This is a genomic window from Sphaerobacter sp., from assembly GCF_019683595.1.
GTDB lineage: Bacteria > Chloroflexota > Chloroflexia > Thermomicrobiales > Thermomicrobiaceae > Sphaerobacter.
In genome coordinates, this window is record NZ_JADGHZ010000012.1 from 1 (window position 1) to 22,787 (window position 22,787).

General features: G+C 67.8%; 25 protein-coding genes. 18 read left to right on the forward strand and 7 right to left on the reverse strand.

All coding sequences use genetic code 11. The features are described from left to right. Window positions 1–178: 178 nt before the first annotated feature. The 18 genes from atpF (at window position 179) to IRZ30_RS02540 (ending at window position 15,263) form a co-directional block, all read left to right on the forward strand. Window positions 179–682 carry a F0F1 ATP synthase subunit B gene (gene atpF / locus IRZ30_RS02455; RefSeq protein ID WP_294082554.1) on the forward strand — a complete coding sequence of 168 codons (504 nt, stop codon included), beginning with the start codon at window positions 179–181 and terminating at the stop codon, window positions 680–682. 24 nt (window positions 683–706) lie between these two features. Then, a complete protein-coding gene (gene atpH, locus IRZ30_RS02460; protein WP_294082556.1) occupies window positions 707–1,240 on the forward strand; it encodes an ATP synthase F1 subunit delta in 534 nt (177 codons plus the stop codon). 84 nt (window positions 1,241–1,324) lie between these two features. After that, the gene (gene atpA, locus IRZ30_RS02465; protein WP_294082558.1) at window positions 1,325–2,848 is read left to right on the forward strand and encodes a F0F1 ATP synthase subunit alpha; all 1,524 of its coding nucleotides are present in this window, start codon (window positions 1,325–1,327) and stop codon (window positions 2,846–2,848) included. A gap of 29 nt (window positions 2,849–2,877) precedes the next feature. Next, window positions 2,878–3,744: a F0F1 ATP synthase subunit gamma gene (locus IRZ30_RS02470; protein WP_294082560.1), complete on the forward strand. Its 867-nt coding sequence runs from the start codon at window positions 2,878–2,880 to the stop codon at window positions 3,742–3,744. A gap of 57 nt (window positions 3,745–3,801) precedes the next feature. Beyond that, window positions 3,802–5,211, forward strand: coding sequence for a F0F1 ATP synthase subunit beta (gene atpD / locus IRZ30_RS02475; RefSeq protein ID WP_294082562.1), 1,410 nt, complete (start codon window positions 3,802–3,804; stop codon window positions 5,209–5,211). Between the two features lie 127 nt (window positions 5,212–5,338). Next, window positions 5,339–5,788, forward strand: a complete 450-nt coding sequence (locus IRZ30_RS02480; RefSeq protein WP_294082564.1) for a F0F1 ATP synthase subunit epsilon — start codon at window positions 5,339–5,341, stop codon at window positions 5,786–5,788. A gap of 191 nt (window positions 5,789–5,979) precedes the next feature. Further along, window positions 5,980–7,254 carry a UDP-N-acetylglucosamine 1-carboxyvinyltransferase gene (gene murA / locus IRZ30_RS02485; protein ID WP_294082566.1) on the forward strand — a complete coding sequence of 425 codons (1,275 nt, stop codon included), beginning with the start codon at window positions 5,980–5,982 and terminating at the stop codon, window positions 7,252–7,254. A 374-nt stretch (window positions 7,255–7,628) separates the two neighbouring features. Further along, a complete protein-coding gene (locus IRZ30_RS02490) occupies window positions 7,629–8,219 on the forward strand; it encodes a TlpA disulfide reductase family protein (RefSeq protein WP_294082568.1) in 591 nt (196 codons plus the stop codon). Between the two features lie 132 nt (window positions 8,220–8,351). Further along, the gene (locus IRZ30_RS02495; RefSeq protein WP_294082570.1) at window positions 8,352–8,942 is read left to right on the forward strand and encodes a TlpA disulfide reductase family protein; all 591 of its coding nucleotides are present in this window, start codon (window positions 8,352–8,354) and stop codon (window positions 8,940–8,942) included. Between the two features lie 79 nt (window positions 8,943–9,021). Beyond that, entirely contained in the window at window positions 9,022–9,504 is a 483-nt protein-coding gene (locus IRZ30_RS02500) for a copper resistance protein CopD (protein WP_294082572.1), read from the forward strand. Between the two features lie 82 nt (window positions 9,505–9,586). Continuing rightward, a complete protein-coding gene (locus tag IRZ30_RS02505; protein WP_294082573.1) occupies window positions 9,587–10,039 on the forward strand; it encodes a cytochrome c maturation protein CcmE in 453 nt (150 codons plus the stop codon). Window positions 10,040–10,051: 12 nt separating this feature from the next. Then, entirely contained in the window at window positions 10,052–12,040 is a 1,989-nt protein-coding gene (locus IRZ30_RS02510; RefSeq protein ID WP_294082574.1) for a heme lyase CcmF/NrfE family subunit, read from the forward strand. Next, window positions 12,030–12,521, forward strand: coding sequence for a cytochrome c-type biogenesis protein (locus IRZ30_RS02515; RefSeq protein ID WP_294082576.1), 492 nt, complete (start codon window positions 12,030–12,032; stop codon window positions 12,519–12,521). The genes IRZ30_RS02510 and IRZ30_RS02515 overlap by 11 nt, the downstream gene beginning before the upstream one ends. Further along, window positions 12,518–12,904 (forward strand): hypothetical protein, encoded by a 387-nt coding sequence (locus IRZ30_RS02520; protein WP_294082578.1) that lies wholly within the window; start codon window positions 12,518–12,520, stop codon window positions 12,902–12,904. The genes IRZ30_RS02515 and IRZ30_RS02520 overlap by 4 nt, the downstream gene beginning before the upstream one ends. Continuing rightward, complete coding sequence (gene ccmA, locus IRZ30_RS02525; protein ID WP_294082580.1) at window positions 12,901–13,650, forward strand: heme ABC exporter ATP-binding protein CcmA; 750 nt, start codon at window positions 12,901–12,903, stop codon at window positions 13,648–13,650. The genes IRZ30_RS02520 and ccmA overlap by 4 nt, the downstream gene beginning before the upstream one ends. Next, the gene (locus IRZ30_RS02530; protein WP_294082582.1) at window positions 13,647–14,318 is read left to right on the forward strand and encodes a heme exporter protein CcmB; all 672 of its coding nucleotides are present in this window, start codon (window positions 13,647–13,649) and stop codon (window positions 14,316–14,318) included. Before ccmA ends, IRZ30_RS02530 begins: the two co-directional genes overlap by 4 nt. A 4-nt stretch (window positions 14,319–14,322) precedes the next feature. Next, the gene (ccsA, locus tag IRZ30_RS02535) at window positions 14,323–15,066 is read left to right on the forward strand and encodes a cytochrome c biogenesis protein CcsA (protein ID WP_294082584.1); all 744 of its coding nucleotides are present in this window, start codon (window positions 14,323–14,325) and stop codon (window positions 15,064–15,066) included. Next, window positions 15,066–15,263, forward strand: coding sequence for a CcmD family protein (locus IRZ30_RS02540; protein ID WP_294082586.1), 198 nt, complete (start codon window positions 15,066–15,068; stop codon window positions 15,261–15,263). The genes ccsA and IRZ30_RS02540 overlap by 1 nt, the downstream gene beginning before the upstream one ends. 96 nt (window positions 15,264–15,359) lie before the next feature. Here the strand turns inward: IRZ30_RS02540 and IRZ30_RS02545 are convergent, their stop codons facing one another. From IRZ30_RS02545 to IRZ30_RS02575, 7 genes are all read right to left on the reverse strand, one after another. After that, window positions 15,360–16,358, reverse strand: coding sequence for a hypothetical protein (locus IRZ30_RS02545; RefSeq protein ID WP_294082588.1), 999 nt, complete (start codon window positions 16,356–16,358; stop codon window positions 15,360–15,362). A gap of 316 nt (window positions 16,359–16,674) precedes the next feature. Further along, window positions 16,675–18,993 (reverse strand): xanthine dehydrogenase family protein molybdopterin-binding subunit, encoded by a 2,319-nt coding sequence (locus IRZ30_RS02550; RefSeq protein WP_294082590.1) that lies wholly within the window; start codon window positions 18,991–18,993, stop codon window positions 16,675–16,677. 231 nt (window positions 18,994–19,224) lie between these two features. Then, the gene (locus IRZ30_RS02555; protein WP_294082591.1) at window positions 19,225–19,755 is read right to left on the reverse strand and encodes an NUDIX domain-containing protein; all 531 of its coding nucleotides are present in this window, start codon (window positions 19,753–19,755) and stop codon (window positions 19,225–19,227) included. Then, a complete protein-coding gene (locus IRZ30_RS02560; RefSeq protein ID WP_294082592.1) occupies window positions 19,752–20,366 on the reverse strand; it encodes a nucleotidyltransferase family protein in 615 nt (204 codons plus the stop codon). The genes IRZ30_RS02555 and IRZ30_RS02560 overlap by 4 nt, the downstream gene beginning before the upstream one ends. Before the next feature lie 2 nt (window positions 20,367–20,368). Continuing rightward, on the reverse strand, window positions 20,369–21,172 hold the full coding sequence (locus IRZ30_RS02565; RefSeq protein WP_294082594.1) for an XdhC family protein: 804 nt from the start codon (window positions 21,170–21,172) through the stop codon (window positions 20,369–20,371). 8 nt (window positions 21,173–21,180) lie between these two features. Further along, on the reverse strand, window positions 21,181–21,492 hold the full coding sequence (locus IRZ30_RS02570; RefSeq protein ID WP_294082596.1) for an XdhC family protein: 312 nt from the start codon (window positions 21,490–21,492) through the stop codon (window positions 21,181–21,183). A 23-nt stretch (window positions 21,493–21,515) separates the two neighbouring features. Next, window positions 21,516–22,784, reverse strand: coding sequence for a VWA domain-containing protein (locus tag IRZ30_RS02575; RefSeq protein WP_294082598.1), 1,269 nt, complete (start codon window positions 22,782–22,784; stop codon window positions 21,516–21,518). Between the last annotated feature and the right edge of the window lie 3 nt (window positions 22,785–22,787).

Here is a 22,787-nt window from a genome sequence, read left to right on the forward strand (position 1 = left end):
CGCGCCAGTCCCGCCGCCCTCTCGTGCGGCCCCCGGGGGCCGCCCCGGCCCCGCCCCCCCACCGGCACATCTCACACATGGGACATGGAGGGGGCCCCGCCCCACCTGATGGGTGTGGAGACCGTCTGACCGGGTGATCGCGCAACCGGGGAGCGATCAAGACCATGAGGAAGCGCTGATGGAAAGTCTCGGCATCACTCCCGCCAACCTCATCATCCAGTTGATCGCGTTCGTCGCGTTCATCGTGATCTTCTGGAAGTTGGCGCTCGGCCCGATCACCAACATGCTCGACGAGCGGCGCCGGCGCATCCAGGAGGGTTTGGAGGCGGCGGAGCGCATGCAGCGCGAGCTGGAGGCTACGCGCGCCCAGAATGAAGAGGTGCTCAACCAGGCGCGTCGCGAGGCCCAGCAGATCCTGGCGCAGGCGCGAGAGAACAGCGAGCAGGTGCTCGCCCGTGCTCAGGCGCAGGCCCGAGCCGAGGCCGAGCAGATCATCGAGAAGGCGCGCGCGGCGATCCAGGCCGAACAGCAGCAGGCATGGCAGCAGCTCCGTCAGGATGTCGCTGATCTGGCCATTGCCGCCGCCACCAAGATCGTGCGGCGCGAGCTGGACCGTGCCGATCAGGCGCGCCTGATCCAGGAAACCCTGGCAGAGGCCGGCAACGGCCGCGCCCGCGAGTGACGCGGATGCAAGGGGGAGAGTGCGATGCCAGTGGCCGGCGCGGCCAAGCGATACGCGCAAGCGGCATTTGAGATAGCTCGGGAGCGCGGCGAGCTCGACCAGTGGGAGCAGGATCTCCGTCAACTGGCCGGCGTGATGGCGAACCCGAGCGTGTCGGAGTTTTTCGATAGCCCGGCAGTGCCCGAGACGGCCAAGCGGCAGGCGATCGAGGCGATCCTGCCGGACGAGTCGCAGCAGCTTGTACGGAATCTGGCCTTGCTGCTCCTGGAGCGCGGGCGGCTGCCGCAACTCCCGCAGGTGGCCGAGGTCTTCCAGCAGCTCGTCATGGAGGAGCGCGGCATTGCCGTGGCCGAGGTGACGACCGCGGTCCCGCTCGATGAGGATGAGCAGGCGCAGGTGCGCGAGCGCGTGGCGGCCCTGATCGGCAAGCAGGTCGAGATGCGGCCGCGGGTCGATCCCGATATCATCGGCGGAATTGTCGTGCGGGTGGAGGACAACCTGATCGACGGCAGCGTACGGACGCAACTCCACCAGCTTCGACAGCGGATGGTGAGCTAGCCGGGGCCGCCTCGAGTCGGGCGAGTGCCACCGGCTTCTGACATGACAGAAACGAGCGGCCCAAGCGGATAATCGGGAGGAACCATGGTCGTACGACCGAGCGAGATCAGCGACATTCTGCGCCAACAGATTGAGAACTACGGCAGCCGCATGGTCGTCACCAACGTCGGCTACGTCGTCGAGGTCGGTGACGGAATCGCGACCGTGCACGGCCTGCGCGATGTCATGGCCAGTGAGTTGGTGGAGTTCTCCAACGGGGTCATGGGCATGGCCTTCAACCTCGAGGAGGACTCGGTCGGCGTCATCATTCTCGGTGACTACACCGGCATCGAGGAGGGCGACGAGGTCAAGTCGACCGGCCGCATCGCGCAGGTGCCGGTGGGCCCGGCGCTCCTGGGTCGCGTGGTGAACGCCCTCGGCGAGCCGATCGACGGCAAGGGCCCGATCCAGACCGATCGCTTCCGGCCGCTGGAGCGGATCGCCCCCGGTGTGGTTGCCCGGCAGAACGTGGATACCGCGCTCCAGACCGGTATCAAGGCGATCGACAGCATGATCCCGATCGGCCGGGGCCAGCGCGAGCTGATCATCGGTGACCGCCAGACGGGTAAGACGGCCGTTGCGCTCGATACGATCATCAACCAGCGCGACACCGGCGTCGTCAGCATCTACGTCGCCATCGGCCAGAAGCAGTCGCAGGTGGCGCAGATCGTGGCGACCCTCGAGCGTGAGGGCGCGATGGAGAACACGATCGTCGTCGTCGCGTCGGCGGCCGATCCGGCGCCGCTTCAGTACCTGGCGCCCTACGCCGGTTGCGCCATGGGCGAGGAAGTGATGGAGAGCGGCGGCCACGCGCTGGTCGTCTACGACGACCTGTCAAAGCACGCGTGGGCGTACCGCCAGGTCGCGCTGCTGCAGCGCCGCCCGCCGGGCCGCGAGGCGTACCCGGGCGACGTCTTCTACCTGCACTCGCGCCTGCTGGAGCGCGCCGCGCGGCTGCGCGATGATCTGGGCGGCGGCAGCCTGACCGCGCTGCCGATCATTGAGACCCAGGGGAACGACGTGTCGGCCTACATTCCGACGAACGTCATCTCCATTACCGACGGCCAGATCTACCTGGAGCCGGACCTGTTCTACGCGGGTGTCCGCCCGGCGATCAACGCCGGTCTGTCGGTGTCCCGCGTGGGTGGTGACGCGCAGATCCGGGCGATGCGTCAGGTTGCCGGTCGGCTGCGCCTGGAGCTTGCGCAGTATCGCTCGCTGGCGGCGTTCGCCCAGTTCGGTTCCGACCTGGACCCGGCCACCAAGCGGCAGATCGACCGCGGCCAGCGGCTGACCGAGGTGCTGAAGCAGCCGCAGTACCAGCCGATGCCGGTCGAAGAGCAGGTGGCGATCATCTGGGTCGCGACGAACGGGTACCTCGACGACGTGCCGGTGGAGCAGGTGCGGACGTTCGAGCAGCAGTACCTCGACTACATGCGGACCAGCAAGTCTGACCTGCTGCAGCGCATCGTCACCGAAAAGCAGCTCACTGATGAGATGATCGAGGAGCTGCGGAAGTCGGTCGAGGAGTTCAAGCGGTCGATGTGGGCTGGCGGCCAGGCAGCATAGCGCCGGGGATCTGAGGGAGGAGACAGACCGTGCCCACACCGCGAGAGATCCGGCGCCGCATCCGGAGCGTGCGCAACACGGCGCAGATCACCCGCGCGATGGAGATGGTCGCCGCGTCCAAGATGCGGCGAGCGCAGCAGCACGTGCTGGCCACCCGGCCCTATGCGGAGCGCATCCGCGCCATGATCGGTGATCTGGCGGCCATGGCCGACACCGAGGAGCAGGCGCGCTACCCGCTCCTTGCGCGGCGGCCGATTCAGCGCTCGCAGATCATTCTGATCACCTCCGACCGCGGACTGGCCGGTGCTTTCAACACGAACGTCATCCGCCGCGCGATTCAGGTCATGAATGAGCGGCCGGAGTCGCTGGAGAACATCGACATCGTGACCATCGGCCGGAAGGGGCGCGACTTCCTGACGCGGTACGGCCGGCCGCTGGTGGCGTCGTTCACCGACGTCGGTGACTATCCGTCGCTGGAATCGATCCGGCCGGTGGTGCGGATCGCGACGGACGACTTCGTCGCAGGCAAGGTCGATGCCGTGTACGTGGTGTACACGCGCTTCATCAACACGCTGCGCCAGGTGCCGGAAGTGCTGCAGGTCTTGCCGATTGAGGCACCGCCCGGCACGGACGAGGTCACGGATTATATCTTCGAGCCCAGCCCGGAGGCCGTGCTGCAGGCGCTGCTGCCGCGCTTCGTCGAAGTGCAGCTCTACCAGGCGCTGCTGGAGTCGATCGCGAGCGAGCACAGCGCCCGCATGGTGGCGATGCGCAACGCGACCGACAACGCGCGCGAGTTGGTGTCGGAGTTGACGCTCACCTACAACAAGGCGCGCCAGGCCCAGATCACCCGCGAGGTGACGGAGATTGCGGCCGGCGCGGCGGCGTTGGGCTAGCCAGAGGCGCCCGTGCGGGCGGTGGGACCGCAGCGGGCGAGGGAGGATACACCGGACATGGCAACCACGGTAGCGACAGGCCGGATCGTCCAGATCACCGGCGCGGTGGTGGACGTCGAGTTCCCGCCGGACCAACTGCCGGATATTTACAACGCCCTCGAGGTGGAGCGGGAGGGCGACGAGCCGCTCGTGCTCGAGGTGCAGCAGCACCTGGGGAATGACTGGGTGCGGACCGTGGCGATGAGCAGCACCGACGGTCTGCGCCGCGGCATGCCGGTTCTCGACACCGGCGGCCCGATCAAGGTGCCCGTCGGCCAGGCAACCCTCGGCCGCATCTTCAACGTCGTCGGCCGCCCGGTCGATGACGGGCCGGCGCCGCAGGCGGAGGTGTACTACCCGATCCACCGGCCGGCGCCCACGTTTGAGGAGCAGTCGACCGAGGTCGAGCCGTTTGAGACCGGGCTCAAGGTGATCGACCTGATCGCCCCGTTCACCAAGGGTGGTAAGACGGGTGTGTTCGGCGGGGCCGGCGTCGGCAAGACCGTCATCATCATGGAGCTGATCCGCAACATCGCCGCTGAGCACGGTGGTTACTCCGTGTTCACCGGTGTGGGCGAGCGGACCCGCGAGGGAACCCAGCTCTGGGGCGAGATGCAGGAGTCCGGCGTCGCCGACAAGACGGTGCTGGTCTTCGGGCAGATGAACGAGCCGCCCGGAGCGCGCCTGCGTGTCGGCCTGACCGGGCTGACCATGGCTGAGTACTTCCGGGACGAGGGGCGCGACGTGCTCCTCTTCATCGACAACATCTTCCGCTTCGTGCAGGCGGGCTCCGAGGTGTCCGCACTGCTGGGTCGTATGCCGAGCGCAGTGGGGTACCAGCCGACGCTGGCGACCGAGATGGGTCAGCTTCAGGAGCGCATTACCTCCACCAAGCGCGGCTCGATTACCTCGGTGCAGGCGGTCTACGTCCCGGCCGACGACTACACGGACCCGGCACCGGCCACGACCTTCGCTCACCTCGACGCGACGATCTCGCTGGAGCGCTCGATCGCGGAGCAGGGGCTCTTCCCGGCGGTGGACCCGTTGGCATCGACCTCGCGCATCCTTGACCCGAACATCGTGGGCCAGGAGCACTACGAGGTGGCTCGCGAGGTGCAGCGGGTGCTGCAGCGCTACCGCGACCTGCAGGACATCATCGCCATCCTCGGTATCGAGGAGTTGAGCGAGGATGACAAGCTGATCGTGGCGCGCGCCCGCAAGATCCAGCGCTTCCTGTCGCAGCCGATGTTCGTGGCCGAGGCCTTTACCGGCCGCCCGGGCCGCTACGTCGAGCGCTCGGAGACGGTGCGCGGCTTCAAGGAGATCCTCGAGGGCAAGCACGACTCGCTTCCGGAGCAGGCCTTCTACATGGTGGGGACCATCGACGAGGCGGTCGAGCGTGCCGAGCAGATGGCACGGGAGCAGTAACACCGGAGCAGGCGTCAACGGTCATGCGTCATACGTCATTCGTCCGAACCCGGGCAGCCCGGGCAGGACGTGTGACGTATGACGTATGATGTAGGGCGCATGACGACAGTCGCTTGAGGAGACAGGCATGGCCAAGCTGAGTGTGGAAGTCGTCACCGGGGAGCGCGTCGTCTTCCAGGAGGACGACGTGGACATGGTGGTAGTCCCCGGGGCCGACGGTACGCTCGGCATCCTGCCGCGGCACGCCCCGCTGATCTCACTCCTGTCGCTCGGCGAGATGCGCGTCATCAAAGGCGGCCAGGAGCAGTCGCTGGCGGTCTTCGGTGGGTTCGTCGAGGTCGCGCACAACCGGGTGCGGGTTCTGGCTGACACCGCGGAGCGGGCCGAGGAAATCGATCTCGCGCGGGCTGAGGAGGCACGAAAGCGAGCCGAGGCACGACTTGGGCGGGCCCAGGCCGATGTGGACCTGATCCGGGCCGAGGCGGCGCTGCGCCGCTCGATCATCCGCTTGAAGGTCGGGCGCCGCAGCCGTGGCCGGCAGCCGGTCGGTCCGCAGCAAGAACTCGGCAATTTGTAGCGCGTGCCGTGTGTCGGTCCCGGGGCAGTCCCGGGACCGCAGCGTCTTCTACGGACGCGTCCGGCGGGTTGCTCAAGCGGGGGAACCGGTGTGGAATTGGGACAACCGGGTCCACCGCGCGCGTGGCGTCGGGGCACCCACAGGAAACAACCGAGACCCACATCTCCCTGAACAGAGTTCGGAGCGGCGCAATGCAGGTGGCGACGGAGGCGAAGACGATCCGGGTACGCGGCGGCACGCGGCTGTATGGGCGCGTCGCAATCGGCGGGGCGAAAAACGCGGCATTGCCCGCGATGGCGGCGGCTCTGCTCACCGACGAGGAGTGCCTGCTCGATAACGTCCCGGTGCTGGAGGACACGCTGGTGATGGCGGATCTCCTGCGCTGGCTCGGCGCCGATGTCGAGTTTGATCAGGAGAACCGTCGGGTTCGCATCTGCGCGGCGAACATCCACCGGTTCGACGCCCCGCCCGAACTGGTCGAGCGTATGCGCGCGTCGTTCCTCGTCTCCGGTCCGCTGCTGTCGCGTTTCGGCGAGGCATCGTCGTCGCCGCCAGGTGGCTGCCGTCTCGGCACCCGGCCGGTCGACGTGGATCTGCGCGGTTTCCGGCGCATGGGGGCGGAGATCACGCAGACCGACGGTGGGTACGTGATGCGGGCCCGTCGCCTCTACGGTGCCGAGCTGTACATGGACTATCCCAGCCACACCGGCACTGAGAACCTGCTGATGGCGGCGACCCTGGCTCGCGGCACGACCACGATCGTCAACGCCGCCAGCGAGCCGGAGATCAGCTTCCTCGGTTCGATCCTGCGCGACATGGGCGCGCGCATTTCCGGTGTCGGCACCCCGCACATTCGCGTGCACGGGGTCGATCGGCTCCGCGGGTACCGCGCCGCGATCCTCCCGGACCGCATCGAGGCAGGAACCTTCGCCATCGCCGCCGCGATCACCGACGGCGAGGTGATCCTCGACAACGTCTCCGAGCCGGACATGCTCCCGCTTACCTACAAGCTCCGCGAAGCCGGAGCCGAGGTGTGGTGGAATCAGACGTCGATGCTCGTGCGCGGGCGCGGGGAACTGCACGCCACCGAGATCCAGGCGCTCCCATTCCCCGGCTTCCCGACGGACCTGCAAGCCGCGTTCGCGGTGCTCATGACCCAGGCCAAGGGGCAGAGCCGCATCTTTGAGCGGGTCTTCAACGACCGGCTGCGCTACGCCGCGGAGCTGGCCAAGCTCGGCGCCGACATCACGGTGATTGACCGGCAGCAGGCGATCATCAACGGGCCGACCCGGCTCCGGGGCGCCGACGTGGAGGCGCTCGATATTCGAAGCGGCGCCTGCCTCGTGCTCGCGGGCCTGGTGGCCGAGGGTGAGACCCGCATCGGGCAGATCCAGCACCTGCGCCGCGGCTATGAGGATATCGTCGAGAAGTTTGCCTCCCTGGGAGCGGAAATCTCCTACCTCTAAGACGGCGTGCCGTTGGTCGCTTGATGCCGCGTGATGCTGAGCGGCGCGAAGTATCGTATGCCGGACGGTTGGACTCGTCCGAGATCCTTCGCTTCGCTCAGGATGACGGGCCGGCGCGTCGAACCGCCACTTGACGGAACTTCCATGACGTCCTCGGTCCGAGTTGTCGGGCACGGGTGACCTCGCGGCGTGGCCGGCTTGGGCGTTGCGCCGCGGCTCTGTGCGACGGCCACGCGGTCACGCGACGGCGAGGCTGGCTCAGAGACGGCGAGCCGTGGCGCGCCCTTGAAAGCGTCGGGCCGTGGGGGATAATTGCGCGGGCATCCGCCGCCGGATCGGTGCCCTGCCGTCCGGTGGAACGTGGGGGCTGCACCGTGGAGCGCGTGCTACAGGATTCGCTACGGAACCGTCTCATCCCGACGCTGGTCGTCCTCATCGTCGTCGCGCTTCTCGGCCTCTTCGCCTATGCCATGTGGTCCCCCGGTGACTCGACCAACCTGGCGGGCGGTGGTCGGATCAACACCGTCGGCCACCTCATCCGCTTTGAGAACCGCACTGCCCCCTCGTTCACGCTGCAGACGCTCGACGGCCAGCAGATCTCCCTGGAGCAGTTCCGGAGCAAGATAGTGGTCCTTAACTTCTGGGGATCGTGGTGCCCGCCCTGCGAGGAAGAGGCCCCGGTCCTACGCGACTTTGCCGCCTCTCTGGACGACGACACGGTGATCGTGGGGATCGACATCTGGGATCGGCAGGACGCGGCGCAAGCCTTCATTCAGAAACACGAGCTGACCTATCCCAATGCGGTCGACGACAACGGGCGGACCACGATCGACTACGGCGTCGGTGGCGTGCCGGAGACGTTTATCATCGGGCCGGATGGCGCCCTGTTGGGCAAGTACAACGGACCCATCAAGTCGGTGGAACAGCTCCACGGGTTCATTCAGGAGTTGATCGGCGCCGGATAGATCGGCGGGCCCGGCGATCGTGAAATCTGGTACAGTTCCGGCGGGACGTGGGGGCCGGTGTAGGGGGTAATTGCGCGGGCATCCGCCGCCGGATCGGTGTCCTACCGTCCGGTGGAACGTGAGGGCTGGATCGTGGACCGCGTGCCACAGGATTCGCTACGGAACCGTCTCATCCCGACGCTCGTTGTCGTCATCGTCGTTGCGCTTCTCGGCCTTTTCGCCTATGCCGTCTGGTCCCCCGGTGACTCGACCAGCCTGGCAAGTGGCGGCCGCATCAACACCGTCGGCCACCTCATCCGCTTTGAAAACCGCACCGCACCCTCGTTCACCCTTCGGACGCTCGATGGCCAGCAGATCTCCCTGGAGCAGCTCCGGGGTAAGACGGTGGTGCTCAACTTCTGGGGATCGTGGTGCCCCCCGTGCCAGGAGGAGGCCCCGGTCCTGCGTGATTTTGCGGCCTCCCTGGATGGTGACACGGTGATCATCGGGATCGACATCTGGGATCAGCAGGATGCTGCCCAGGCCTTCATTGAGGAGCACAAGCTGTCGTATCCCAATGCCGTCGACGACAACGGGCGGACCACGATTGACTACGGTGTCGGTGGCGTGCCGGAAACGTTTATCATCGGGCCGGATGGCACGCTGCTGGGCAAGTACAACGGCCCGATCAAGTCGGTGGAACAGCTCCACGGCTTCATTCGGGAGTTGACCGGTGCCGGATAGACCGGTGGGGCCCGGCGATCGTGAAATTTGGTACAGTTCCGGCGGGACGTGGGAGCCGGTGAGGTGAGACAGGCGAACCGTGGACATCCCGTCGATCACGCGGCTGTTGCTCCGGCTGACGCACGCACTGGCGGCGGCAGCCTGGGTGGGAGGTGGTGTGTACTACGTCCTGGCGCTGCGGCCGCAGATGCGGCAGGCGGACGAGGAGGCGAGGGCACTGGCGCGCGCGGCGCAGCGGGAGTTCGGCCGCTGGGCCTCGGTGGCTGCGTTCCTCATGGTCGGCTCCGGGGTCGTCCTGATGTGGGACGGGCTTGCCGACGGGCGTGGAACGGTTGCCTACGTCGTCCTGCTGGCGATCAAGGTCGCCGCTGCGGTGGCAGCCTTCTGGCTGGCGGGGTCATTCGTCCGCGCGCGGCGTACGGTGTCGCTGCCCGGTCGGAAGGTTCCCCGGCAGCCGTCCCGGTTCGATCGCGCCTGGCTCATCCTGATGCTCGGGAGCGTGGCATTCCTGCTCGGCGTGATCCTGTCGAGCGTGTACCCCACCGGGATTGGACAGCGATGAGTTGCGTCGCCCTCGGCGCTGCCGGGCGCCGGGCGCGCCAGCGGCCCGCGGCGAGCGGGTCCGGTGTGTGGGAGGAGGAGCGATGACTGGCGGAGTGGCCGCCGAGCCGGCTGCGGTGGGCCGTCGCGCCCCGTGGCTCAACACGAAGATCCTCGTCGCCGGCGTCGTCCTGGCCCTGGCTGTCGGGTTCCTGATTTACAACAGTATGCAGGGGACCGCGGCGTCCTACTTCGTGACGGTGGGCGAGTTGCAGGCCCAGGCGGACAAGGTCGACGGGACGCGCGTGCGGGTTGGTGGCGACGTGGTTCCCGGCTCAATTCAGATGGGCGGACCAGGGCAGCCGATCCGCTTCCAGGTGACGGACGGCACGCACACGATGGACGTGGTCTACACGGAGGTCGTGCCCGACATCTTCTCCGACCACGTCCAGGTGGTCGTGGAAGGTACGTTCCACAAGGGTCAAGAGTTCCAGGCCGACACGCTGTTGACCAAGTGCCCCTCGCGCTTCGAGGCAGCGCAGCCGACCGACTCGTAGAGGGGAGACCCCGTGGCGCAGCTTGGTTCCGGTGCACTCGTCGTTGCCCTGGCGCTGGCCGTCTACGGCATCGTGGCCGGGGTACTTGGTGCCCGGCGTCGCATCCCAGAGCTGGTTGAGAGTAGCATCCGCGCGGTCTGGGGCGTGACGGCCCTGATCCTGGTGGCCGTCGTCACGCTCCTGACGGCATTCCTGACCCACGACTTCCGGCTGGAGTACGTCTATGGTCGATCCAGCCGTGACATGCCGATTTACTACGTCGCGGCGGCCTTCTACGGTGGTCAGGAGGGGAGTCTCCTCTACTGGTCCATGATCGCGGGGATCCTGTCGTCGCTCGCCGTCTACCTCCACCGCAAGCGCGATCGCGCGCTCATCCCCTACGTGGCGGCCACCGTCCTCTCGGTCGAGACGTTCCTCCTCTTCATGCTGACTGTCATTGCCAGTCCCTTCACGCTCCTGCCGATGCGGCCGGATGATGGCCAGGGGCTGAACCCCCTGCTGCGCGACGTGGGCATGATCCTCCACCCGCCGTTTCTGCTTGCCGGGTTCGCGAGCTTCACGGTGCCGTTCGGCTTCGCGATGGCGGCCATGATCACCGGCCGGTTGGGGGCCGACTGGATCCGCGCGATTCGGCGGTGGTCGCTCGTCGCGTGGGGCATTCTGGGCGTCGGCCTGCTATTCGGCGCCTGGTGGGCCTATCACGTCCTCGGCTGGGGTGGCTATTGGGGCTGGGACCCGGTTGAGAACGTGGCGTTGCTCCCGTGGCTGACGGGGACCGCGTTCATCCACTCCGTGATCGTGCAGGAGCGGCGCGGCATGCTCAAGGTCTGGAACATGGCCTTGATTGTCGCCACGTTCGCGCTCTCCGTCTTCGGCACGTTCACCGTCCGGAGTGGGCTGATCTCGTCAGTCCACTCGTTCGCGTTGTCGCCGATCGGGCCGTGGTTCCTGGGTTACCTGGCGGTCGTCGTGCTGGTTTCGGTGGGCCTGCTCATCTACCGGCTGCCGGGGTTGCAGAGCGACCGCGCCATTGAGTCGGTGGTGTCACGGGAGTCCGGTTTCCTGCTCAACAACCTCCTGTTCACGGCGATGGCCTTCGCCACCTTCTGGGGCACGGTCTTCCCGCTGGTCACCGAGTTGGTCCGGGAGACGAAGCTGACCGTTGGGCCGCCGTTCTACCGGCAGGTCAACGGGCCGCTGCTCTTCGTCATGATGCTGCTGATGGGTGTCGGCCCGCTGCTGGCCTGGCGCCGCTCCAACACGGGCCTGCTGCTGCGCAACCTGCTCTGGCCCGCGGTGGCCGGCGTTGCGTCGGGGATCGTGATGGCGGTGCTGTCGGGCCATCTCATCGCGGCGGCGTCGCTCGCCGTGACCGTCTTCGCGGTGGGCACGATCGTGCTGGAGTATGTCCGCGGGGCGCGGGTGCGGCGGCGGACCACGCGGGAATCGTACGCGCTCGCGGTCGCGATGCTGGTACGCCGGAACGGCCGGCGCTACGGTGGCTACATCGTGCACCTGGCGGTGGCGCTCATGGCCGTCGGGATCATCGGCTCGACCTTCTTCCAGGTGGAACGGCAGTTCACCCTGCAGCCGGGTCAGTCGGGCACGATCGGCCCCTATACCCTGACCTACCAGCGGCTTGACAACCGGGTGAACGCCCAGGGGCAGGCTGTGGTTGCCGTGGTGGACATCGCCAAGAACGGCGAGCCGCGCGGGACCGTTGAGAGCAAGCGCTTCTTCTACCGTAACTACGAGAACCAACCCACGGCCGAGATGGGGATCAAGACCATCGGGATCGATGACATCTACATCGTCCTCGACCAGTGGGACGAGAACGGCACCGCATCGCTGCGCGCCTATATCAACCCGATGGTGAGCTGGATCTGGGTTGGTGGCGCGGTCTACGTGCTGGGGATGGTGACGGTGCTGTGGCCGGCACCGATGCCGGCGCGGCGGCCCGTCACGCGACCGGTTCGGGAGGCTGCCCTCAGTGAAGCGTAGCATCGTCGTTTCCATCCTGATCGTTGTGGGGATCCTGCTCACACCGACGCTCGCGGCGGCCGAGGAAACCCTGTCGCCGGAGGCGCTGGAGATCGCGGGTTCGCTCAACTGCCCCATCTGCGAGGGCCTGAGCGTGCGCGACTCAGACTCCCAGCTCTCGCGGGACATGCGGGCGCAGATCCAGCGCATGCTGGACGAGGGAAAGACCCGGCAGGAGATCATCGACTATTTCGTCGAGCGCTACGGCATGGGGATCCTCCGTGATCCGCCGAAGGAGGGGTTTGTCCTCACCCTGTGGTGGGGTCCCGTCATCGGCCTGGCGGTCGGCGTCCTTGTGCTTGCAACCTTCATGGTGCAGCGCCGGGCCCGACGAGAGCGGGTGGGTCGTGAGAGCAGCGAGCCGGGCGACGGGGACGAGCTCAGGGCCTACGAAGAGCGGCTCCGACGCGAACTTGACAGAATGGACGCGCCGACGTCATGAGTGCCACACTGGGCTACATCGTGCTGCTTGCCGTGACGGTGGTCGTCTTTGCCTTCGTCCTGCAGCCGTTGCTGTCGGCGCGGCGGCGACCCGTATCGATCCCGCCCGCAAGGCTGGCGGACCTCCAGGCCCGCCGGGCGTACCTTTTGGATGCGATCCGCGAGGTGGACTTCGACTATTCGATGGGGAAGGTGACCGAGGCGGAGTACCAGGAGGTTCGCGGGCGGTACCTGCGCGAGGCGGCTGAGGTGCTGCGCGAGTTGGAGCGCGAGTCGAGCGCGGTGGATGCCGAGATCGAGCGCGAGATCGCGCGACTGCAAGAGCTTGCCCGCGAGCCGGGTCGGTCGGTCACCGAGCGGGACGGGGCCGCGGACGTCTCGTGAGCGACACCCGCCTGCGCGGCGCGCCACCCGATCTTGCGCCCACCTCGGCACCGCCGAGTGTGCGTACCGTGGGCGTTACCAAGCGCTACGGCCGGCGCGGGGTGCTGCGCGGCATCACGCTCACCGTTCAGCCAGGAGAACGGGTGGCCCTGCTGGGGCCGAACGGCGCCGGGAAGACGACGCTGCTGCGCATCCTGGCGACGCTGAGCCGGCCGACGAGCGGCACGGTCGAGATTGCAGGATTCCGGCCGGACCGGGACGCGCAGGCGGTGCGCAGCCGGCTCGGCGTGGTGGCGCATCAGTCGTACCTGTACGACGACCTGACGGCCGAGGAGAACCTGCGCTTCTACGCGCGCATGTACGCGGTCGAGGACGCCGCCGCGCGCATCGACGAGGTCCTCGAGCGTGTCGGGCTGGCGGGGTGGCGAAGGGAGCGCGTCCGCACATTCTCGCGCGGGATGCAGCAGCGCCTTGCCCTCGCGCGAGCGATGCTGCACCGCCCGTCCGTCCTGCTGCTCGATGAGCCGGACTCGGCCCTCGACCGGGCAGGGGTTCGCATCCTGGCGCGGCTCGTCGAGGAGCATGCTGCCGCGGGCGGCACGACGGTGTTGACCACCCACGATCTGGGCCTGGGGTTGGAGGTGGCCGATCGGGTCGTCTTGTTGCAGCAGGGCCAGGTGGTGCTCGATGCGCCCGCGGCGGACCTCGACGTGGCGGAGATCGAGCGGAGGCTAGGCTACCGGTGAGGCGGGAACTGGGCCGGATCTACGCCGTCGCGTGGAAAGACCTGCTCAGCGAGATCCGCACGAAGGAGATGTTCGGCGGCATGGCGGTCTTCGCCCTGCTGACGATCATCACCTTCAACTTCGCCTTCGACCTCACCGGGGTCGATCGGGCGGCCAGCGGCGCCGGCGCGCTGTGGGTGGCGATTAGCTTCGCGGCGATGCTGGGCCTCGGACGCTCGATCGCGGTGGAGCGCGACCGCGGATCGCTCGACGGCTTGCTGCTCTGCCCGGTCGACCGCGGCGTCCTGTACCTGGGCAAGCTGCTGAGCAACCTCATCTTCATCTTGCTGGTCGAGGCGATCAGCGTTCCGGTGTTCGGCGCGCTCTACGACCTGCCGATCTACCGACCGACGCTGCTCCTGGGGCTCCTGCTCGGCACGATCGGCTTCGCCGGAATCGGCACGCTCTTCGCGGTGATGGCGTCCACGACGCGCGCCCGGGAGATCCTCTTCCCGGTGCTGCTGTTCCCGGTCGCGGTGCCGGTGGTGATCGCCACAGTTCGCGTCGCGTCAATGACCCTGAGCGGCACCACGGGAGATGTAGGCCGCTGGCTCAACTTGCTGGTAGGCTTTGACGTAGTCTTTCTGACGATTGCGTTCCTGGTCTTCGATCGGATCGTAGAGGAGTAGCGAGGTGAAGCAAGGGTCAACGCGCGGCTTGCCCGGCTGGCGTTTTGCCCAGGGCGTCGGGGCGCTGGCTGGGGTGGTCATGGCGATCGCCCTCTATATGGCGTTCGTGTACGCTCCGGCCGACGCCTTGCAAGGCGATGTGCAGCGCATCTTCTACCTGCACGTGCCGATGGCCTGGGTGGCCTTCCTGGCCTTCTTCGTGACCTTCATCGGAGGAATCGGCTACCTCTGGAAGCGTCACCGGGGCTGGGACCAGTTGGCGCGTGCCTCGGCGGAGATCGGGCTGGTCTTTACCACCATTGTGCTGCTGAGCGGCTCGCTGTGGGGCAAGCCGATCTGGGGTACATGGTGGACCTGGGACGCGCGTCTGACGACGACGCTGCTCCTCTGGTTCATCTACCTGGCCTATTTCATGCTCCGCTCGTACGTCAGTGACCCGGAGCGGGCGGCGCGCTACGCGGCGGTGCTCGGCATCTTCGGCTTCATCGACGTGCCGATCATCTACAAGTCGGTCGACTGGTGGAGGACGCTGCATCCGGGGCCGGTGGTGTCCACCGGGGGTGCGGCGATGCCGGGCAGCATGGTGGTCACGCTCCTCGTCGCGCTCGCAGCCACGACTCTTATCTACGCCTACATGCTGTACCAGCGCTTCTGGATCGAGCGGACCAAGGATGAGATCGCCGACTATCACTACCGGCTGTATGAGCGGCAACTAGCGCGCGAGATGCGCGAAGGAGCGTCGGTCTGATGGGCGACAACTTGATCTATCTCTTCGTGGCGTTCCTCATTACCTGGCTGATCATGGCGGCCTACCTCTGGTCGATCGGTCGCCAGGTGCGCAACCTGCGGGACGAGGTCGAGGCGTTGGAGAACGCTGAGCTCCCCGCTGAGGCGCCGACGGCTACGCCACGGCGGCAGGAGCAGGTCGAGTCGAGCCAGGCGTGAGCGGTGGCCCCGCCCTCGGGGCCATTTGCTGCGTATGTCGACGATCCGGGCGGCATCCCCTTGGGGGTGTCGCCCGTCGCGTTTCTCTGGAGCTGACTACGCGCTGACCACGGGGTCGGAATAGACGTAGAGGGCGAAGATCGCCACGGAGACGGGATGGCGACTGCGGGCGATGATGCGAACCTCGTCGATGTCCTCGGGTCTCGGCATAAACCCGAGCCGGATGCCAACCTGGTGATAGCCCTGCACGGTGAGGCTTGCGCCGGGCATGCCGTCGAGCACGACCTCGTGGAGGTGGTACCAGCGGCCGCGGACGCGAACCGAGACGTCCACCGGCACCCGAGCCACAGGGTTCTGGAACGCGACGTAGACGTACTGGCTGACGTCGACGTTCCACTGCCGCCGTGCTTCGCGCGCGGCCAGCGCCATGAAATCGGGGTCGTGGAACGGGTTGGCGATCAGTTCATTCTGCGGGATGAAGGCCACGACCGGTCCTTCGTCACGGACGACACGCCGGAAGTTGTGGTTCGGACTGGCAATCGCGAACGTCGGGCGCTCGCCGGCCTGGTAGGGGAACGAGACCAACTTGTGCCCGGGCGCCTGGTAGGAGGCGGAGAGCACACGGTCGTCGATGAACGTCACCTGGAAGAGCAGTTCCCCGTCGAATGGGTGACCGTAGCGGCCCATGCGCGTACGGATCGGCGTTCCCTCATCCTCATCAGTGAAATAGAGGAAATAGCGGAGCGTGACGACCCGCGACTCCGGACCTTCGCTCGCAGAGACGGTGTAGTAGAGCCCGAGCGGCGTGTTGTTGGTCCCGGAGAACATCCCTGGCGTCTCAAGCAGCAGCGGCGAGTTGGCGAACACCAGCCGATCCAGGGGGTTGGCATCAGGGTCGTTCGCTACGGCATTGAGATGCTCGACGGTGGTGATGGACGAGCTGAGGATGCGTTCCAGCGCGCGGTGAGGATCACCCAACTGGCGCACCTCAACGCGTGGCTCGTCGATCCGATGCATCTGCGTGCTCGCCACGGTGTGCAGCACCACCATCGGCAAGTAGATCGCCAGCGCCAGAGCCGGCGCTGAGCCGATCAAGGGGAGTACACGCTGTCGAGCACGCAGAAGTAGGCGCCACATCTCGGCCTCACATCGGGTCGGAGCGGAGCGGCCCGGTGGCCGGATGCGTCGCATGTGGTGGTGATGACGAGGTGGCGCCGGTCCGTGGGGTCCGCCCTATGTACCTGTTCTTATTACGTAACGATACCAAACGCGCGTGGTTGTGCCCAGGAGGGCTGCAAAATGGTGTAATCGGGATGGCGCGTCGTCTGTACGCGGCACAGATGTGGCGTCGAGCCCCTGCGCAGGAGCGACAGGCGGGCCTGATGGTGTATCGCCAGGCCCGCCGGAACGCTCAACGCGTCTTGGCCGTCTGGATGGCCTGCCAGATGCGCTGCGGTGTGAGCGGCATGTCCAGGTGGGTGATCCCGAGCGGGGTGAGGGCATCCAGTACGGCGTTCACCACCGCGGGCGGTCCACCGGTTGTCCCGGCCTCACCGACGCCCTTGACTCCCAGCGGGTTGAACGGGCTGGGGGTGACGGTGTGCGCGGTTTCCATGGCGGCAAGCGAGGGCATCTGCGGGGCGCGGAGCGGTCCGTAGTCCAGGAAGGAGCCGGTCATGGGCTGTCCGGCCTCGTCATAGACGATGGCTTCCTGCAGCGCCTGCCCGAGCCCCTGCGCCAGCCCGCCGATCACCTGCCCCTCAACAAGCTGGGGATTGATGACCGGGCCGCAGTCGTCGACCGCGATGTAGCGCCGGAGCGTGATTCGGCCCGATTCGGGATCGACCTCGACCACCGCAGCGTGGGCGCCGAAGGGGAAGGTGCGCCCAGGCGGCATGAAGTAGGCGGTCGCCTCCAGGCCCGGCTCGAGGCCGCCTGGCGCGCCGGTAAAGGCGTAGGCGGCTCGGGCGACGGCTGCGAAGTCTACGGCGCGATCCGGGGCGCCACGGACGCTGAACACGCCGTCGGCAGCGGTGACGTCATCCTCCGCAACCTCCAGCAGATGGGCGGCGATCCGCTGCGCTTTGTCGCGAACCTGTCGGGTGGCCAGGAGCACGGCCGACCCGCCGATGGAGGTTCCGCGGCTGCCGAAGGTGCCGATGCCCTGCGGGGTGATCGCGGTGTCGGAGGCGCGGACGGTGACCGCCTCAAGAGGGACGCCGAGTTCGTCGGCCACGAGTTGGGCGAAGGTGGTCTCCTCACCCTGGCCGTGCGGCGAGATGCCCGTGGTCACGACGACGGCGCCGCTCGGAAGCACGCGCACGGTGGCGCTGTCCCAGCCTGGCCCGGCGAACTCGCAGTAGACGGCGAGGCCGACGCCGACGAGCCTACCCTCGGCGCGGGCCGCGCGCTGTTCCTCGCGGAGCCGGGCGTAGTCGAGACGCTCCAGGGCCTCATCCAAGGCCCGGGCGTAGTTGCCGCTGTCGTAGACGACCCCGGTGGCGCCGGTATACGGGAAGGCGTCGGGCGGGATGAAGTTGCGGCGCCGGACGTCCGCCGGGTCGAGCCCGAGCTCGCGCGCGATGGCGTCCATCAGCCGCTCCAGCATATAAGCCGCTTCGGGGCGCCCCGCGCCGCGGTAGGCGCCGGTCGGGGTCGTGTTGGTCATCACGCCGCGCACTCGGACCCGCAGGTTCTGGATACGGTAGGGACCGCCGGACATCAGCGCCGTGCGCGTCGCCACGGTGGCCGCCGAGTAGGCGCCGAGGTTGCTGATCAGGTCGACGTCGAGGCCGAGCACGACGCCCTCCTCGGTGACTGCGGCCCGGAGGATCTGGATCTGATCGCGGCCGTGGTTGGTGGCAAGGAAACTCTCGCTGCGGGTCTCCGTCCACCGGACGGGGCGCTGGAAACGGTAGCTCAGCGCGGCGGTCAGGACGTACTCCGGGTAGATCCCACCCTTGCTGCCGAACGCTCCGCCGACGTCCGGTGCGATGACTCGCACCGCGTGCTCGTGCAGGCCGAGCGCGCCGGCGATCCCGCCACGCAGCGTGTGGGGAACCTGCGTCGACGCCCAGACCGTCATTTCTCCGGTGGCCGGGTCGAAGCGGGCCTGCGCCGCGCGTGGCTCGATGAAGGCCGCATAGACGCGCTGGTTCACCAGCCGAAGTGACACGACCCGCGCCGCGCGGGAGAAGGCTCCCTCCACATCGCCGTGGTCGATCGTCCAATCGTAGGCGACGTTGTTGCCCCACTCGGGGTAGAGGAGCGGCGCGTCCTCGGCGAGCGCTTGCTCGGCATCGACCACCACGGGAAGGGATTCGTAGTCGACCGTCACCAGGTCCGCGGCATCGCGCGCGGTGTACGCATCGTTCGCGATGACCACCGCGACGGCGTCCCCGACGAAGCGCACGCGGTCGAGCGCCAGCGGGTAGCGTCGCAGGACGCGTCCCGGTGGGGCGTCCGGGCGGGTTTCGAGCGGCTGCATCATGTCCGCGATGTCCTGGCCGGTGAGGATGGCGACCACCCCAGGGACGGCCGCTGCCGCGTCGGTGTCAATCCCCCGAATCCGCGCGTGGGCGTACGGGCTGCGCACGATGGTCGCGTGCAGCGTGCCCGGAAGGCGGACGTCGTCCACGAAGGTGCCCGCTCCCGTCACGAGGCGACCATCACCGACGCGGCGAACCGATTGGCCGACATAGCGACGCGTTGCCTGGTTTCCGGCAATCATGCGCCGTCGCCCCTCCCTTCATGCAAGTCCGGCGCGGCACCATGAGGGGGGCCGGCCGGGTCTTCGTTGCGTACTGCTCGTCTTCCTGATGCAGCATAGCACGTACAAGGCACAGGATGGTCGCCCGCGCCGGCGTTGCCGCATCCTCGCCGGCATCCGGGCCTGCGGGATATCCGAGTTCACCGCCTCGTGGCACATGCCTCGGGCGTGGCCCGGTGTTGGCTCCAGGCATCATGGAGCGCGATCGGGGGACGGTGATGCGGACGATCCGGCACGCCAGGCGGCGATGATCTCAGCGTCGTGGGGGAAGGCGAGGGGCGGCAGATCGTCGGGAGAGAAGAGCCCGACGGCGTCGCTTTCATCCCCGCAAGAGAGGTCGCCGTCGACCACTTCGCCGGCGTAGACCGCGAGGACCACGATGTCGCCCGGCTCGGCGTAGAGGCCGATCAGCCGTGTCAGGCGGACGGTCAGCCCGACCTCTTCCTGTACCTCACGGACGGCCGCCACCTCCGGCGGCTCGCCTCGATCGACGTAACCGGATGGGAAGGTCCAGGCACCGAGGCCCGGGTCGATGCTGCGCCGTTGCAGCACGACCTTCCCGTCCTGCTCGATGACGACGGCCACGGCGAGTTTCGGGTCGGCGAAGAAAGTCTCGCCGCAGGCAGGGCAGTGGGGCCGAGACCGTCCGGCGACCTCGCGCTGCTCGACCGGGCGGCCGCAGTGGGGGCAGAAGCGGATCTCGCCCACGATGTTCACGCTCACCGTGATTCCTCCTGCCGTGCGGTGAAGCGTTCCCGGGCGCGCTCGTAGTCGTCGGGAGTGTCGATGTCGACGGGGCGGGAGAACTCGCTCACGTCGGCGAAGGCGATCAGGTCACGGTGCTGTACCAGCAGGGGGCGGGCGCCCACGTCGCCGCGGAGGCGGCGCAACTCGGGGAAGAGCTCGCGGGCGATCAGCACGGGGTTGCCTCGGCCTTCGGCATAGCGCGGCTGGACGATCGGGGATCGCGTGCCGCGGTACGTCTCGACGATCCGCTCCAGCACCGGCACGGCGACCTCGGGCTGGTCTCCAAGCAGAAAGACCGCGGCCTCCACGTCGTCGGGCAACGCCTCGACGGCGGCGATGACCGAGGTGCTCTGACCCTCGCGGTAGCGGGGATTGCAGACGATCTGGGTGCCGGTGAGGTCGACCTGGGCCTTGATCTCGCTTGCGGCGCTGCCGAGGACGACGAGCAAGGGGTCGAGCGGCGCTTGGCGTGCTGCATCTAACACATAGTCGAGGATCGGGCGGCCGCCGAGGGAGAGGAGCTGCTTCCGGCCGCCGATGCGGGTGGCGGCCCCGGCGGCGAGGACGACACCGGCAACGCGGGGCATGGCTACGTGCCGGATTCGCCTGCGGCCGGGGCTGCGTCGGCCTTGGCCGGGGCCAGGCCCGATCCGGGCTGGCGCGGGTCGCGGCCACGACGTACCGCGATGATCTCGGCGAGGATGCTGACCGCGATCTCCCCCGGGGTTCGTGCACCGATGTTGATGCCGATCGGCCCGTGGATGCGGGCGATCTGCTCATCGGTGAAGCCGGCGGCGCGGAGACGCTCGTTGCGCTCGGCGCTGGTCTTCTTGCTGCCCATGGCGCCGATGTAACCGGCCCGGCTGCGCAGGGCGACCTCCAAGGCGGGATCCTCGAACTTCGGATCGTGCGAGAGCAGCACGATGTCCGTCTCCGGCCCGAGCGGGAGTTGCGACAGTACCTCGTCCGGCCAGCCGACGATCAACTCCCCCGCATCGGGGAAGCGTTCGCGGGTGGCGAAGAACTCGCGCGCATCGACCACGATGGTGTAGTAGCCGAGCTCCCGCGCGAACTTCTCGAGTGGGATGGCGGTGTGGACCGCGCCGACGATGATCATGCGCCGCGGCGGGCGGTGGCTCTCGATGTACACGTCCGCCGTGGTCGCGTCGTCGAGGGTGTAGGTGCGTGTCTGGGCCTCACCCCGTGGCAGCAACTCCAGCGCGTCGGCCGCGACGCGCGCATCCAGTTCCGGGTTCCCGAGCGAGCCCGACCGGCGCCCATCTTCATAGACGAGGAGTTTGGCGCCCACCTGCTCGCCGGCCACGACGGTGGCCAGGGCGACCGGGATTTCCTGGTTGATCGCGTCGCGTAGCTCCTGGAACGTGGCACTCATCGGCGCCCTCACACCAGCTTCTCGATAAAGACGTCGATCTGCCCGCCACAGCTCAGGCCGACGTCCCACGCCATCTCATCGCTGATGCCGTAATGCACGAGCTGTGGCCGGCCGCTCTTGATGACCTCGCGCGCGGTCTCGAAGACAGCGCCCTCGACGCAGCCGCCGCTGACCGAGCCGGCCATGCGCCCGCTGGCGGTCACCGCCAGCTTGGCGCCGACCGGTCGTGGCGCGGAGCCCGACGCCCGCACGACGGTCGCGAGGGCGATCTCCTCACCCTCCTGCTGCCACTTCTCGATCTCTGGAAGGATGTCGCGCATGGTGGACCTCCTCAGGTGCTGGGTCAGGCCGCGGGCGAGCTTGCGCCGCTCATCATCAGCGGCTGCTGGCGCCGGTCCGGGCGGTGATCGTCGATGGTGCTGAGGTGCTTGGCGAGCGCCTCAAGGCTCGCCAGGTTGTGGACCGGCATGAAATCATCAACGTACGGGAGGGCCGCCTGCATTCCCCGCGTGAGCGGCTCATAGCGCGGCGAGCCGAGGAGCGGGTTCAACCAGATCAGCCGGTAGCTGCTGCGCTGGAGCTTGGCGATCTCCCGGCGCAGGATCTCGGGGTCGCCGCGGTCCCAGCCGTCGCTGATGATCAGGACCACGGCGCCGTTGCGCAGCACGCGACGCGCCCAGTCCTGGTTGAACGTCTGGAGCGACTGGCCGATGCGTGTCCCGCCGGACCAGTCCTGCACCTCGCGCGAGACACGCTCCATCGCCTCGTCGATCGAGCGGTGGCGTAGCAGCCGGGTGACGCGGGTGAGCCGCGTGCCGAAGACGAATGCCTCGACCCGAGCCATGCCGTTCTCGATCGCGTAGATGAACTGGAGCAGGATCCGCGAGTAGCGGTCCATCGAGCCGCTGACGTCGCAGATCACCACCAACTGACGCGGCTTCAGCTTCACCTGGCGCCGGGAGATGCGCAGCGGCACGCCCGCGGTTTGCAGGCTGCGGCGCATGGTGCGGCGCGGGTCGATGAAGCGCCCCTTGGGCGAGGCGACCTTCCGCCGCGATCGGCGCTTGCCCAGGCGCCACTGGAGGTTCTCCATCAGCCGGCGGGTCTGGGCCAGCTCGTCCTCGGTCAGGTCGGCAAAGTCCTTCTCGCGCAGGATCTCCGCCGCGCTGTAGCTGAAGACGTCGGACTCGCTGTCGCTGTCGTCGAGATCCGCCGCCTCTTCGGAGGACTCCACCATCTCCAGGCGGCGGCGACCCTCCGCACCCTCGCGCTCGGCGCCGTCCTGCTGCTGTTCGCCCTCGCCCTCCTCCGCTTCTTCGTCCTCGAAGGGGATGGTGTCGTCCGGCTGGACGCCTTCGGGGGCCTCAACCGTGAAGTCCGGCTTGGCCCGCCAGTAGATGTCGAAGATCTTGTCGAAGACCTCGAGGTCGTCCCGGTGCGTGACGAGGCAGGCGCGCGCGGCCTCGCGGAACTCTGACCGGCGGCCGATGTCGATGTGTTCGACGGCGCGCACGAAGTCCATGACCTGCCCGGACGTGGTGTTGATCCCCGCCCGGCGCAGCGCACGCCCGAACCTGATGGCGCGGTTGACAAAGGTGTCCGGTGTGGCCATGTT